This window comes from Amycolatopsis sp., assembly GCF_025464955.1.
GTDB lineage: Bacteria > Actinomycetota > Actinomycetes > Mycobacteriales > Pseudonocardiaceae > Amycolatopsis.
Genome location: NZ_JAODNM010000151.1, coordinates 1 through 14,480, shown reverse-complemented (window position 1 = coordinate 14,480; position 14,480 = coordinate 1). Strand labels below are relative to the sequence as shown.

6 protein-coding genes are annotated in these 14,480 nt (G+C 70.5%); 3 read left to right on the top strand and 3 right to left on the bottom strand.

The annotated features are described in order from the left end of the window. Nucleotides 1-464 precede the first annotated feature (464 nt). On the top strand, nucleotides 465-3,317 hold the full coding sequence (locus tag JWQ81_RS38420) for an AAA family ATPase (protein WP_297549603.1): 2,853 nt from the start codon (nucleotides 465-467) through the stop codon (nucleotides 3,315-3,317). 274 nt (nucleotides 3,318-3,591) lie between these two features. Next, nucleotides 3,592-6,336 (top strand): LuxR family transcriptional regulator, encoded by a 2,745-nt coding sequence (locus JWQ81_RS38415; protein WP_297549601.1) that lies wholly within the window; start codon nucleotides 3,592-3,594, stop codon nucleotides 6,334-6,336. On the opposite strand, the gene pfkB is transcribed toward JWQ81_RS38415, so the two are convergent. Further along, nucleotides 6,337-7,275, bottom strand: coding sequence for a 1-phosphofructokinase (pfkB, locus tag JWQ81_RS38410; protein WP_297549599.1), 939 nt, complete (start codon nucleotides 7,273-7,275; stop codon nucleotides 6,337-6,339). A gap of 294 nt (nucleotides 7,276-7,569) precedes the next feature. Here pfkB and JWQ81_RS38405 point away from each other — a divergent pair, with 294 nt between their 5' ends. Continuing rightward, entirely contained in the window at nucleotides 7,570-8,331 is a 762-nt protein-coding gene (locus JWQ81_RS38405; RefSeq protein ID WP_297549597.1) for a DeoR/GlpR family DNA-binding transcription regulator, read from the top strand. Between the two features lie 26 nt (nucleotides 8,332-8,357). Here the strand turns inward: JWQ81_RS38405 and JWQ81_RS38400 are convergent, their stop codons facing one another. Together JWQ81_RS38400 and JWQ81_RS38395 are read right to left on the bottom strand one after the other, a co-directional pair. Further along, complete coding sequence (locus JWQ81_RS38400) at nucleotides 8,358-11,078, bottom strand: AAA family ATPase (RefSeq protein ID WP_297549595.1); 2,721 nt, start codon at nucleotides 11,076-11,078, stop codon at nucleotides 8,358-8,360. A 6-nt stretch (nucleotides 11,079-11,084) separates the two neighbouring features. Beyond that, the gene (locus JWQ81_RS38395) at nucleotides 11,085-13,805 is read right to left on the bottom strand and encodes a LuxR family transcriptional regulator (RefSeq protein WP_297549593.1); all 2,721 of its coding nucleotides are present in this window, start codon (nucleotides 13,803-13,805) and stop codon (nucleotides 11,085-11,087) included. Nucleotides 13,806-14,480: the final 675 nt, after the last annotated feature.

Genomic DNA, 14,480 nt, shown 5'->3' with positions numbered 1-14,480 from the left:
GAATCTCATTCGTGTTTGGTCGTGATATTTCCCTTCCGCAAGTAAACGCAGATGAACAATACGGACAAACACGATTATATCGGCACTATGTGGGTTGCAAACCAACATTCTGCTCACTACAGTGCGGTTTGTACCGTTCATGCGAACGGGTTACGCCTCACCCGGCAACACCCTCGCCGGGAGACGCCGGGAAGGACGTGATCACGTCCACAGCACTGATCAGGTCCGGACCGTATCGATCGTCGGCGGGCCCTTGTGCGGCCCGCCTCCAGCCCCAACCCGGTAGGCGCCTCACCGCACCCCTGTTGGTTTTTCCCCCGCGCGGCGGCATCTCCCGGACAGCGGAGCCTGGGTAGGTGAGCGGCGTCCAGTCCGAGCCGACTGTTCCACTTCGGGCTCTTCGCGCACTGATACCTGCGACCGGCGCCTGCAGCAGTCCGAAAATTCCAGGACAGGAGCCAATCATGTCCGAGCCCAGGGTGTCCGATCGCCCTGCCCTGGCAATGGTGATCCCGTCAACGCGCCTCGCGGCCCCTGCCGCGCCGAACAGAGCGGACGAGGTTCCCGGCGGGCCGCTGGTCGAGCGTTCCGCCGAGGAGCAGGTCCTCCGCGACGCCCTCGCCGGCCTGGATTCGGGCGGCTCGTCGGTTCTCACGCTCACCGGAAGGCCGGGGACCGGCCGCACCAGCCTCCTGCGAAGAACCGTGGCACTGGCCAAGATGTCCGGGATCCGGACGCTCCACATGCGGTGTTCGCACGCCGAGGCGGAGGTCCCTTACGGACTGGTCGCCCAGCTCACGGCCGCGCTCGCGCCGAACCGTCCTCCGACGCCGTCGGAACACTCCGGCGGAATTCCCGCTCCCTGTGACGAATTCCTTGCCCTGGCCCGAAAACAGCCGCTACTGATCGCCGTGGACGATGCCCAGTGGGCAGACCCCGCGTCGCGCCTGTGGATCCGCTCACTCGTCCGCCGGCTGCACTGCACCCGCGCGGTGCTGGTCTGCGCCGTCCGGGGTGACGCACCCGAACTCGACGACGAACAAGCCGACGGGCCGTGGCCGGCAGGCGGCGGCCAAGTCGTTCCTGCCCGTGTACTGAAACTGGGACCGCTGAGCATCGCCGGAGTCCGCGACCTGATCACCGCCTGCTGCCCGGGCGCGGTCGACGAGGAGTTCGTCGCGCACGCGCTGACCATCACCGGAGGGCTCCCCTCGGTCCTCAAGGCGACGATGGACCGGTACGCGCGGACGGGCCTGCGGGCCGCCGCCGACCAGCTGCCCGCCTTGTCACTTCGCGCTGCCGAAGCCACCGGGCAGTACCTCGAAGACCTCACCGCGGAACTGCCTGCCGACGCGCTCGCCCTGCTGCGCGCGATGGCCGTCGGCGGCGACGGACTCGACTTCGACCTCGTGCGCAAGCTGGCCGCGTCGCAGACCACCCCGCCGGCCAGGTCGCTCGCCCTGCTGGTCAGCCATGGCCTGGCGACCACGTCCGGCGACCCGCGCCCAGCCACCGCGCAGATCGCGAGGACGGTGCTGGCGGGCATGCCGGCCACCGTCCGCCAGGACCTCTGCACCCGGGCCGCCCACCTCGGGCATCACGCGGCTATCGCCGACGTCGAGCTGGGCAGGCTCCTGCTCGACACCCCGCCGATCGGCCTGCCGTGGGTACTGGACACGCTGTGCCGGGCCGTCGAGCGCCATCGCGCCGACGGCAGCTATGTGGCGACGTCCGCGCTGCTTTACCGGGCGTTGCGCGAGCCGCTTGCCCCCAGCCGGCGTCGAGGTCTGCTGGTCGAACTGGCCGCTGCCGAGCTGCGGGATTCCCCGGAGGGAAGTGACCGGCGGCTGCAGCAGGTGTTGCTCGCCCCGGACGGCGACTCCGACGGTGCGCTCCTTGTCCATGCCGCCGACCTGCTTTTTGCCCGTGGCGACGCACCCAGCTGCGGCCGCGTGATCACCTCCGTCTGCGCGCGGCCGAATCTCGACCCGGCCGCGCTGGCCCCGCTGATCGCGCTGGGCAAGCTCGCCGAGGAAGACAGCCTCGGCGAAGGCGCCTTCCCCCCAGGCTCGTTACCCGCGCTGCCCGACCTGCCCACCGACCCCGTCCAGGCCGCGGTCGTCGCGTGGCAGCTGGCGTGCCGCGGCCGCGGCCGGGTCCGCGTCCGCGCGCTGGCCCGGATCGCGTTGAGCCGGGACGGTGGCCGGGATCGCCCGCTGATCCCGCGCATCGCCGCGAGCGTCGCGCTGATGTACGCCGACGAAGCCGACGAAGCACTGGCCGGGCTGGATGACGTACTCGCCGACGCCTACCGCCGCAACGCCAGGGCGGCGGCGGGTCAGGCGCTCATCGCCCGAGCGTCGATGGCCAGGCGGGACGGTCGGCTGAACGAGGCCGCCGAAGACACCGCCGCCGCACGAGCGCAGCTTCCACTCAGCTGCTGGTCACCCAGATCCCTGACCGCTCTGCTCGCCCTCGAAACCGTGCTGCACCTCGAACGCGGACAGCTCGACCTCGCGGCCCGCACGGCCGCCGTCGAGCTGCTCCCCGATGCCGAACACGGCATCGGCTGGGCCGGCTTGCTGTGCGCGCGCGGGGCCGTGGACCTCGCCTCCGGCAAACCGGAAGCCGCGTTGCGGGCCTTCCAGGAATCCGGCCGCGGCCTGTCGACCAGGCAGTGGACGAACCCGGCCATGGTGGGCTGGCGGACCCTCGCCGCGACAGCCCACCGCCGGACCGGCCACCTCCCCGCCGCACTCCGCCTGGTCGCCGAAGAACTCCAGCTGGCCAAGGAATGGGGTTCCCCGGGTGTGCTCGGCTCGGTGCACCTGGACGCCTGGCGGGCACTCGACGGCACGCAGGTCACGTACGACCTGGAACAAGCCGTGCAGCTCCTGCGTGATTCCCCCTTGCGGTTGCGCTTCGTCGACGCGGCAACCGAGTTGGCGGCGCTCCGCATCGACACCGGAGAACTCGACGTTGCCGCCGCGCTTCTGCGCAGCGCCGAAGCGGTGCCGACCCTGCATTGGTCGAACCACCTGCGGGGCCGGGTCGCCCACCTGTCCGGGCTGCTGGCCGCCCGCCGGACGACGCCGGTCGTGACGGCGCCGGTCACCCGGCACGCGATGCTGTCCCAGTCCGAAGAGCACCTTGCCGCACTCGCGGCCTCCGGCTGGTCCAACCCCGACATCGCGAGCTCGCTGTCGGTCACCACACGCACGGTAGAACTCCGCCTCACGAAGATCTACCGCAAGCTCGACGTCACCGGCCGCGCCGGCCTGCGCGCCTTCCTGGAGCACAAACCCTTACAGCGCTGAGGAAAACCCGGCAGCAACACAGAGCCGACACAAGGAAACACCGATCGGCGACGTCAACCATTCGCCCCGCACCGCGTGCAGACCCGAGGAAACACGGTTTCCTTCCGCGGCCGCGCACCCCGAACCGAGCAACACTAGTGTTTTGTGGGTGACCGATGCGCTTGACTGGGCTCGGCGACCGGGACGTCGATCGTCCATTCGATCGACAAGCACCACCCCCGTCCATAAACTCATGCGCCAACCGCCTTCGAATCCCGTGAGGAGTCTGGACCACGTGCTTCTCGAGCGGGAACCCGAAATCGCATCGGTAACTGCTTCCCTGCGGCAGGCGCGGGTCGGCCGCGGCCAGCTCGTCGTGATCGGCGGAGGGCTGGGAGCGGGCAAGTCCCGGCTGATCCACGCGTTACGGGAGCACGCCCTCGCCGAAGGCGTGACCGCCCTGCAGGCCAGTTGCGCACTGTCCGAACGGGATTTCGCCTGCGGCATGGTCCATCAGCTCCTCGATTCGGCGCTGCTGCTCGCCCTCTCCGAGCAGCGAGGCAGTCCGTTCACCGAAACGACAGAAAACCAGGTGCTCGAGAACCTGCACGAGCTGGTGCGGGAGTTGAGCGGGGAGAGCCCGCTGCTGATACTGGTCGACGACGCCCACTGGGCCGACACCGCTTCACTCGACTGGCTGAACCGGTTGACCGAGCGGCTCGGCGAGCTCTCGATCGTCGTCGTGGTCACGGTCCGCGAAGGCGATCCGCTGGCCGACCAGTCCGCCCTCCGCGAGATCGCGGGACGAGCGACCAGGCACCTCACGCTCGGACCGTTGTCCCCCGGTGCCACGAAAATCGCCGTAGCCGAGGAGTTCGGTGAACCCGGCGACGACAGTTTCGTCCGCTCCTGCCACGAAACCTCGGCCGGGCGCCCGCTGTTCCTGATGTCGATCCTGACCGACCTGCGCCAGCTGGGCTATCACCCGATCGCCGAACACGCCGAAGCCGTCCGGCAGCTCCTGCCCACCGCACTGCGCCAGCGCATCATGGCCTGCCTGCGGTCTCAGCCCGAGCCCGTCCGGCGGTTCGCCCACGCGCTGGCCGTCCTGGATGAGCGGGACAGCCGCGACCTGCTGTGCACGCTCGCCTGCCTGGCGCCGGCCGACTGCGCCGAGGCCGCGGATTCACTTGCCCGGCTCGGGCTGCTGAATCCCTTGCCACCGCACCACTTCTTCCACCCTTCGGTCCTCGATGCGGTCGAGCAGTCGATGCCGACACAGCAGTGGGCCGTCCTGCACTTCAGGCTCGCCGAGCTGTTGCACGGCTGCGACTCCCCCGCCGAAGACGTCGCCGCGCACCTGGTCCACGCGGACCACGACCCGGCACCCTGGGCGGTCGAAGTGCTGCGGTCGGCCGCCAGGACGACCTCTGCGCGGGGCGAGTTCGAGACCGCGACCCGGTACCTCCGGTGCGCGCTGCTCAGCTGCACTCCCGACGACGCCGGCCGGGCGCAGCTGCTCGTCGACCTCGCCACCGCGGAACGCCGCTTCGACCCGTTGCTGTCCGCCCAGCACCTCTCCGAAGCACTGCCGCTGTTCGCGTCGACCATCGACCGCTGCCGGGCGGCCGTCCGGATCGAACCGCTGACCCTCGGCCAGCATCCGGGGCAGGCGCTGGACCTGCTGGAGGGACTGCGGACCGAGCTCGGTGATCCGGCCGAGTTGTCCGGCGAGTCCCACGAGATGTCGCTCAGGCTCGAGGCCAGGGTGCGGTACGCCCGGCACCGCGATCCTGCCGACCTCGCCGACGCCGTCGACCGGCTGGCCGGGCTCGGCGAACATCCGCCGCTGGCCACGGCCGGCGAACGCGAGCTCGTCGGCTCGCTGATCTTCGCCGCGACGATGTCGGGCTCGGGCTCGGCGCGGGTGACCGAACTGGGCGAACGAATCGTCCGGCGTGAACCGGCCACGATGGAGCAGGTACACACCGCGACCCCGCTGGTCGTACGCTCGTTGATCCTCGCCGACGCGCTGGACCAGGCCGTCACCTGGCTGGATCTCATCGCCATCCAGGAACGCCGGGTCAGTGCGCCGGCGGCCCGCGTGTTCGTCACCGTGCAGCGGGCGCTGATCGCCGTGCGCCAGGGCAAGACCGCCGAAGCCGCCGGCCTCGCCGGGCTGGCGCTGGATCTGGCGAACCACACCCTCCCGTCTGCCTCCGAGGGATGTACCCACGCACTGGTGCTCGCCGCGATGGGCACCGGTGACGCCGCGACGGCCGCGCGGTTCCTGGGCCGCTGCAACGATTACGACGCCGGCGGCACATCGTGGCTGGGCAAGCTGGTGCGCGGCGGGCTCGCGGCGACGACCGGGAACCATCCCGTCGCGCTGGAGTACTTCCATGCCTGCGGCCGGGAACTCGACGCCGCCGGGTGGCGCAATCCTGAGCTGGTGCCGTGGCGGAGCTGGGCCGCGCTGCTACACCACAGGCTCGGCCAGCGAGCGGCCGCGGAGGAGCTGATCGAGGAGGAGCACGCCCGTACGGTCGAGTGGGGAACGCTACAAGGCCAGGGCCGCGCGCTCCGCGTGTGGGGCAGCATCACCGAAGGCAACGCGGGCATCGAGCTGCTCCGGCGATCCGCTGCCGTGCTCAACGGCTCCGTCAATCGGGTGGAGCAGGCGAAAACGGGACTGCTGCTGGGAAAGCGCCTCGAGCAGAGCGATCCCGCCGAGTCGCAACGCCAGCGGGAGCAGGGTCTCGCCCTCGCCGATGAGCACGAAGCGCCCTGGCTCGTGCCCACGCCCGGCGAGGCACCTCAGGCACCGGCTCCTCGCCCCGCGCTGACCTGTTCGGAACACCGGATCGCCGAGCTCGCCGCGCGCGGTCTGACCAACCAGCTGATCGCGGAGAAGGTCGACGTCACCCCGCGCACGGTGGAAAAGCACCTCACCAGCGTCTACCGCAAGCTCGGGGTGTCCGGGCGCGGCGCCCTGCCCGCCGCGATGGACCAGCTGCCGCCTTCGTCCACAACGGACTGATCAACCGGCCTGCAGGAGCCGCCCGCCGTCGACCCTGGCGCGGACGCGGACTGCCTCCGGACGGATGTCGCCGGGGCGGGGCATCGTGCTCCCCGGCAGCGACACCGCGGCCGCGCCCCAGGCAACTCCCTGGCGCAGGGCGGACACCCCGTGTGCCCCGGCCGCGAGGAAACCGGCGAGCGTCGCGTCACCCGCGCCGACCGTACTGCGGACGACAGCGGGCGATTCGGCGTGCCACATGCCGTCGGCGTCGACCAGGAGCGCGCCGTCCCCGCCGAGGCTGGCCAGCACCGTCCCCACGCCGAGATCGCGGAGTTCCCGCGCCGCCTCGCCGATGTCGGCGACCGTGGGGAGCTTCCGGCCGACGACCTCTTCCAGCTCCTCGACGTTCGGTTTGATCAGCGCGGGCCCGGCTGCGACGGCCGCACGCAAGGCGGGACCGCTCGTGTCCACCGCGACCCGGACGCCGCGGCCGGCGAGGCTCCGGATCACTTCGGCGTAGAACCCGGAGTCGATGCCGGGCGGGAGGCTGCCGGCGAGCACCACCCACGAGGCGTCAGCGACGTTGCCGAGGATCACGTCGAGCAGGTCCCCGACCTCGGTCTCACTGAGCGCCGCGCCGGGTTCGTTAAGTTTGGTGACCGTCGCGTCGGGCTCCACCACGCTGACGTTGATGCGCACGGGTCCGGCGGACGGAACCTGGCGGACGTCGATGTCGTAGTCGGTGAGCAGGGCGATGAGCTGCTGGCCCTCGACCCCGCCCGCCGGGATGATCGCGCGCGCCGGAATACCGTTGGACACCAGTGCCCTGGCGACGTTGACCCCTTTGCCGCCGGGCTGGACGTGGACGGCCGAGATGCGGTGCACCTGCCCCCTCAGCAGCCCGGCCACTTCCAGGGTCCGGTCCAGGCTGGGGTTCGCGGTCACGGTGACGATCACTTCAACCCCCGGTCGGGACGTCTTAGGTCCCTCAGCAGTCAGTCTCTCAGCGCAGCAACGGTTTGAGCTTGGGTTTCTACGGTATTGTACGTGATTTTGCATGGGTTCACGTTGCTTTTTAGGTACTTGACTCTTTTTCCCACACCTGGGCTGCGTGTTCGGGCGATTTTCAGCCGAGACGAGGTGGAAACGGTTGCCTCTGCGCGGTGTCGCCGCCCACGGCAACGTTGCGTTCAGGCAAGAAACCACATAAACTCACATCTCGCCTAACTGAAGGGGCCAGAGGTGGTGGAGATGTACGCCGAAGAACGACAGCAGATCATCCTCGAACGCGCCCGTGCCAAGGGCCGGGTCGACGTGACAGCGCTGGCGGACGAGTTCACCGTCACCACCGAAACCATCCGCCGCGACCTCACCGTCCTCGAGCGCCACGGCGTGCTCCGGCGAGTCCACGGCGGGGCGATCCCGGTGGAACGGCTCGGCTTCGAACCGGCGCTCGCCGCTCGTGAAGGCGTGATGACCGCGGAGAAGGAACGCATCGCCAAAGCCGCGGTGGCGGAACTTCCCGACGAGGGCACGATCCTGCTCGACGCCGGGACGACCACCGCGCGACTGGCCGAGATCCTGCCCGCCGACCGCGAGCTCACGGTGGTCACCCACTCCGTCAGCATCGCGCTGACGCTGACCACGCGCCCCAACCTGACCGTCATGCTCGTCGGCGGTCGGCTACGCAGCCGCACCCTGGCCTCGGTCGACGCGTGGGCCCTGCAAGCCCTTCAAGACACCTTCGTCGAGGTCGCCTTCATCGCGTCCAACGGCGTGTCCGCCGACCGCGGCCTGACCACCCCCGACTCTGCCGAAGCGATGGTCAAGCGAGCCGCGATCGCCAGCGCACGACGTACCGTGCTCCTGGCGGACCACACGAAGGTAGGCAACGACCACTTCGCCCGATTCGCGAACCTCAGCGACATCGACACGTTCATCACCGACGCCGGCATCGACTCCGCGGTCGCCGCCGAAATCGCCGCCGCCGGCCCCACCGTCATCACCGCCTGAGCGCCGAGCATCGGGCGTCCTCCCACCTACCCCGGTGACCTGGGTCCGTCTTGGGCGGAGCCGAGGGAATCGACCAGTCCGGCCCGGCCGTCGACGCCGAGTTTCCGGTACGAGTTCGTCAGGTGCTTCTCGACCGCGCGCCGGGACACACCGAGCTTCTCCGCGATCTCCGAGTTGGTCAGGCTGCGCAGCGCCATCCCCGCGACGGTGTTCTCGGCGGGGGTCAACGCCGCCCGCCCGCCGGTCGCGAAACCGGACACCGGTCCGCTCACGGGTGCCGCCACGTCCTCGATCAGCCAGGTCGCCCCGCAGGCCTTGGCCAGTTCCTGGCCCTGCCAAAGGTGTTTCGGCCCGTCCGGTTCACCGGTTTCGACGAGCCGCCGCCCCAGGGTGACCAGCGCCTTGGCTAGCTCGAGCCGGTCCGCCGACCGGCCGAGGACCTCGACCGACTCGCGGAGCAGCCCGATGCTCCGGCTGCCGCGGGTGACGATCCCCCACACCCGGAGCGCACGGCCCACCGTCGACGGCGCTCCCCACGCTTCGGCGAGGGCATGGTGTTCCTCGGCCAGCGCGGTCGCCTCCGAATTTCGGCCCAGCCGGTACTGGGTCATCGCTGCCCCGGCCCGCCAGCCGTACAGCGCGGGGTTGTTCCAGCCGATGCGCTCCAGCTGCCGCCCGCAACCGGCGAAGTGGTCCAGACTGGCTTCCAGGTCGCCGTGCGCGGTGGCCAGGAAACCCCGCAGCATCCGCAGGATCGCGCCGCCGCAGGGTTCCGTCCGGTCGTACTGCCGGGCCGCGAGCACCCGTTCCCCCAGCGCCGTGTCGCCGGTCGCGATCGCGACGGACGCCTGTGCGATCATCGACGGCCCGGAGGTCTCCCCCCAGTCGACGTCGGCCAGCTCGGCCGCCCAGTCGGCGCTCGCCTGCGCTTGGGCCGGCTGTCCGGTGGCCAGGAAGATCAGTGCCCGCTCGGCGTGGATCAGCGACTCGGCGGCCACCGCCTTCTGCCGCTGCGCCTGCGTCAGCGCGATGTCGAGCCAGCCGGCGACGTCCGCGGTCGAATCCGTCGCGACCAGGATGGGCACCAACCACGTCAGCGCCGTGTAGACGTGAGTGAAGGACGCCGGTTCCCGCTCGAGGATCCGGTGTCCCAGCCAGGACACTTCGGCGGCGGGCAGCGCTCCGGTGACCATCCCGGCGCGAAGGAGCACAACGGCGTGTTCACGCTCCGCGCCCGTCGACAGCGGCAGGTCCCGGCCGTGCCCCAGCAGCTGCCCGGTCGTGACGGACACCTCCCGTGGGCTCTCCAACCGGGCGTAGCACAGGCGCGCGGCAAGCCGCACCGCGGTTTCCCGGGTCGGGCCGCCGGCCCGCGCCGGATCGCCGAGCTCGGCCGCGACCTCGGCGACGACCCGCGCGACCGGCGGGCTGGCCCGGATCGTCGCCGGCGAGATAAGCACCGCAGCTGCCGCCCGTTCGCCGAGCGTGCCCAGCAACGGCATGGCCTGGCACAGATGCCGGACCGACGACGCCGAGTCGAAACCGCGCTCCGCGACCGCCAGCCCGACGAGCAGTCCGGCCCGCTCGGGGTCGTTGTCGGACACCGTGAGCAGCGCGCGGCGCAGGTACCGCACGGCGTCCGTCGGGCTGCCGCGCCGCAGGCTCATCGCCGCCCCCTGGCGCAGCACGTCGACCTCCCACCGGTCCAGCTCCCCCGCCATGGCCCGCACGTGTTCGGCAGCGACCTCGGCGGAGGACCCAGCAGCATGCAGCGCGCGGGCCGCCGCGCGATGCAGCCTGTCGTGCCGCTCGGTGGACAAGGAGCTCTCGACGGCCTTCCCGATCCTCGGACACACGAACCGCGGCGGCTTCCCGACCACCACCACACCCAGACTTTCCAGCGTCACCAACGTTTCCTCGACCTCGACGGGGTCGAGCCCGGTAAGCCTGCCGAGCAGCGCCGGCTCGACCTGGTCGCCGAGCACGACCATCGCCCCGGCCAGTTCGCGCGCCGCGTCTCCGGCGTCCTCGAGCCGGGCCAGGCGCGGCGCGAGCAGCAGCTCCCCGCTCAGCGGCAGGACCCGGTCGACGTTGGCCACCCTCGGCCGAACCCCCGCCGAGGCGAGGCCGCCCATCAGCATGGTCAACAGCTCGGGGTTCCCGTCGGTGGTCTGCTGGCACGCGGCCGCGAACTCGGTGTCGCACTTTTCCCGGAGCCATCTGGTCACGAACAACGCGGTGCCGGCCACCGAGAGGTTTGCCGCGCGCACGTCGTGGGTCGCGGCCGTGAGTCCGCGCCGGAGCGCCTGCCCCGAATTGTGCCCGTGGGCCCCGACGGCTCCGGCGAATACCACCCGCAGTCCGTCCAAGCGTTTGCACAGCCTGCCGAGCAGCTCCACGGATTCGACGTCGCTCCGGCACAGGTCGTCGATCAGCAGTAACGTGACGTGGTCGTTGTCGAGGGCTTCCAGCAGCGAACCCAGCTCGATGTCCTCGTCCCGGCCGGGCAGCCGTGCTCCGAAGAGCTGGCGCACGATCCCGAACGGGAAGCCGCGTTCCGACTCGGCACCCGCGGCCCGCAGCACCCGGGTTCCCGGTGAAGCCACCGCCATGCCGGCGAGTTCGTCCAGCAGCGCCGTCTTTCCGGAGCCTCGCGGCCCGTTGATCAGGACGATCGAGCCATAACCGGCCACCACCTCGTCGAACGCGCGGCTCAACACGGCCAGCTCGGATTCGCGTTCCAACATGGCCGGTCAGCCCTTCGCCGAGGCTTTGTCAGGCTCGAACAACGGAGCCAGGTCCGCTCGGTTCACCACGCCGAGTTTCCGGTACACGCTGGTCAGATGAACCTCCACGGTGCGCAGGGTGACCGACAGCGCGTCGGCGATCTCGGAGTTGCTGGCCCCGCGCGCGGCGATCCCGGCCACTTTCTGCTCGCGCCCGGTGAGCAGGTCGACCCGGTCGCCGGTGACCTGCGACATCCGGCCGCCGGCGGCGACGAGCAGGTCCCTGGCGGTCGTCGCCGACGCCCAGCCGCCGTGCCGGACCGAAAGGTCGACCGACCGGCGGAGATGTTCCCTGGCCGCCACCGCGTCATCCGCGCGGAGCAACGCCATTCCCAGCAGCGCTTCGGCCCGCGCGTGATCGGATTTCGCCGAAGTGCCGGCCAGCAGCTCGGTGGCTTCGGTCAGTACCTCGAGTGCGCCCGGACCGCGGGTGATCGTCCCCTTGGCCATCAGGACGAGCCCGGACGCCCGCGCGGTGCCCCAGCGACCCGCCATCTCTTCGCCCCGTTCGACCAGCTCGCCGGCCTCGCTCGCACGCCCCATCCTGGCCAAGAGGCTGGCCGCGTGCAACCACCACGGGGCGAACACCGGGTTGCTGATCCCGGCTTCGTCGAGGAGTTCGCCGCAGCGCAGGGCGTAGGCGAGTGCGGCTTCCAGGTCCTGCCGGAACCATGCCACCGCCGATTTCGCCAAGAGGAAGTAGTGGTCGTCCAGCGCAAGACCGAGGCGTGGGATCGCGTCGGCCTCGTCGAGCACGGTTGCCGCCCGGTCGACCTCGCCCTGGTTGAACAGCACCAGCGCGTAGGTCGACCGGTGCACCGTCGTCTGCGCTCCCCACGGCGCCTTGGCAGCGATCTCGACGGCGTCGGTGATGTCGATCGCGGCCTCGGTGATCTCCCCCGCGCTGGCCAGGATCCAGGCCTTCGTGCTCAACGCGAGCAGCTCGGTCCACGGTGCGTTGCGCTTCGCGCCGCCGATGATCGCCTTGCCGACCCCGACGATCGCCTCGTCGAACTCGTCGGCGAGGAACAGTACGGCCGACGCGGCCGAAGCCGTCCAGCCCGTCCTCGGCTGCGGGCCGCTCAACGCGCGACGCGCGAAATCGGCCGCAACGGTCGCGGAGGTCCCCCGCATCGTGGTGAGCAGGGCCTGCGCCGCCAGCGCCTGGCGCTCGGCGGGGGTGTCACCGGGCAGGTCGGGGGGGCGCTCGCGGAGGACGGCGGGCGAGCCGGGGCGCCGCAGCCGTACCAGCGCCTCCAACCGCACGCGGATCTCGAAGTCGTCCGCCGTCTCCGCTCCGTCGCCACCGCTCCCCACTGCGGCCAAGGCTTCCGAGAGAACGACCAAGGGCGGCTGGACACCCGGCACGGTCAGCGAGATCGCCCCGAGCAGCTCGGCCACCACCGCCCGGGTTTGCGGGTCCCCCACCAGCGGCAGGGATTCTTCCAGCAGTGGCGCCGCCCGCCAGGGATCGACCTCGACCAGCGCCGCCGCGAGGTCGATCCGCGCGTCCAGGTCCTCCGGGTCGTCCTCGACCAGCCGGGCCAGGCAGCGCAGCGCGACGGGCAGCCGTGTGATCAAGCCGATGCCGGCCGCCTGCGCGAGCGCCCCGCGCATCCACGGCTCGTCCAACGGCGCATCCAGTGCGAGGAGTTGGTCCGCGACGCGCCAGGGCTGCGCCCCCGCGTCGTTGAGGATGCGCGCCGCACGCAGCGTCAGGTCGGCGCGCTCGACCGCGGCGAGTTCATCGAGCACGGTCGAGAGGACGTCGAGCTGACGGTCTTCGTCACCGCCTCCGGGAACGGCATATCCCTTGAGCAGGTCGAAAGCGGCCGCGACAGCCGGGATCGGCATGACCGCCAGACTCGACACCAGATCCGCGTCGAAAGCCTTGAGTACCGCCGCCGCGCACGCGACCCGCCGCAGTGGTTCGGGCCACCGTGCCAGTCGTTCCCGTACCGCCACACGGACCAGAGCACCGCCGAGTTCGGCGACTCGGGCCGCGCCGGCCTCGTCCGATCGCACGCCTTGCTCCCGGACCGCGTCGAGCAGCCGGAGCAGAAACCGTGGATTGCCTTCGGCGGCCTTGACACAGGCCAGGGTGAAACCGGGTGCAGGTGAGCGGTGCAGCTCGCGCCTGATCAGGTCTGCGACGTCGGCCTGGCCGAGCGGACCCGGCTCGATGACGTTCGCGCGGCCCGCGGCGGCCACCGCGGCCAGCCGCCGGTCGTACGGGACGGGACCGTCCGCGCACTCGGCCAGTACCACCAGTAGCGGCAGATCAGCACCCCGGCGCAGCAGGAATTCGAACCAGCGCAAGGACTTGTCGTCGCAGGAGTCGGCGTTGTCCAGCACCAGCACGAGCGGTGCTTCGTCGATGAGGTCGAGCGCGAGGCGGTAGAGCTCCTGCAACGCCTGATAGTCGTCGTCGGGCAACACATGGGCAGGATCAAGCCCCAGCAGACTCCGAACCGTCGCATAGGCGGCTCGGTCACCGGAGGTGCGCAGAATGGTTCCCTCGTCGCCGATTCGGCCCAGCAAGGCGGTTTTCCCGATCCCCGAGGGACCGCGCACGATGATCAGCTGCGCGGAACCCGCACGCGCGGCAGCGAACGAGGCGGCGAGCACCGCCAGTTCCGCCGAGCGTCCGACCAGGCCCGGACCGGCTTCCGTGTGATCCCTCGACACGACAGCCCTCCCGTCCTCCAATGGCCATGGTCTACCAGCAAAACGCGGACACGAAAGCAAAATCGGCGCCAAGAGGCAAGGACCCTGCACTGAAGCACAGTGTATTCAGAGCCATATTGGTCTACAACCATTTAGCCTGGTTTTACCTGCTTTTGGCCGTATCTGCGTGGGTATGTTCACCGATCGCTCAGCACAAGGCCCCTCAAGGCCACTTTGAGTGCGGTGAACCGACTCACCGGTACTCCACGGGGCAGGTGCAGCTCGACCGCCCCGGTCGTGACTTCGTCTTCGTCGCCTCGCGGCCGGAGTAGGACGGCTTTCGCAAGTCTGCGGCGAGTTGCGGTCTTGGCGGGGATGCGGTCGGGGCTCTGTCGGGGCTCGTGGTGTCGAGGTCACGTCTACCGAAGCAAGGACCGGGGCGACGACGGGCACGCGGTACGGATCCGAGCGCCACTCCCGTCACGCCGTGGTACCACCGGTGCCGACGTGACCACTGAGGCTGCTGCGGCTCGCCGCGCCCGCTACCATTCGTCTCGGGGGACCCCCGATTCAGTAGTGCTGCGGCGCGTGCGCAACTCGACGGCGAGTTGCTGTTGTGCCGAACGCAGTCAGGGCTCGTCAGTGTCGCGGCCGGATGATCCGGTCGCGGCACTCACGAGCCCTGGGGTGGGTTTT

Bases quoted from the DNA above. Each gene is read 5' to 3' on its own strand.
- JWQ81_RS38420 (WP_297549603.1), top strand. From the start codon at position 465: ATGTCCGAGCCCAGGGTGTCCGATCGCCCTGCCCTGGCAATGGTGATC.
- JWQ81_RS38405 (WP_297549597.1), top strand. From the start codon at position 7,570: ATGTACGCCGAAGAACGACAGCAGATCATCCTCGAACGCGCCCGTGCC.
- JWQ81_RS38400 (WP_297549595.1), bottom strand. From the start codon at position 11,078: ATGTTGGAACGCGAATCCGAGCTGGCCGTGTTGAGCCGCGCGTTCGAC.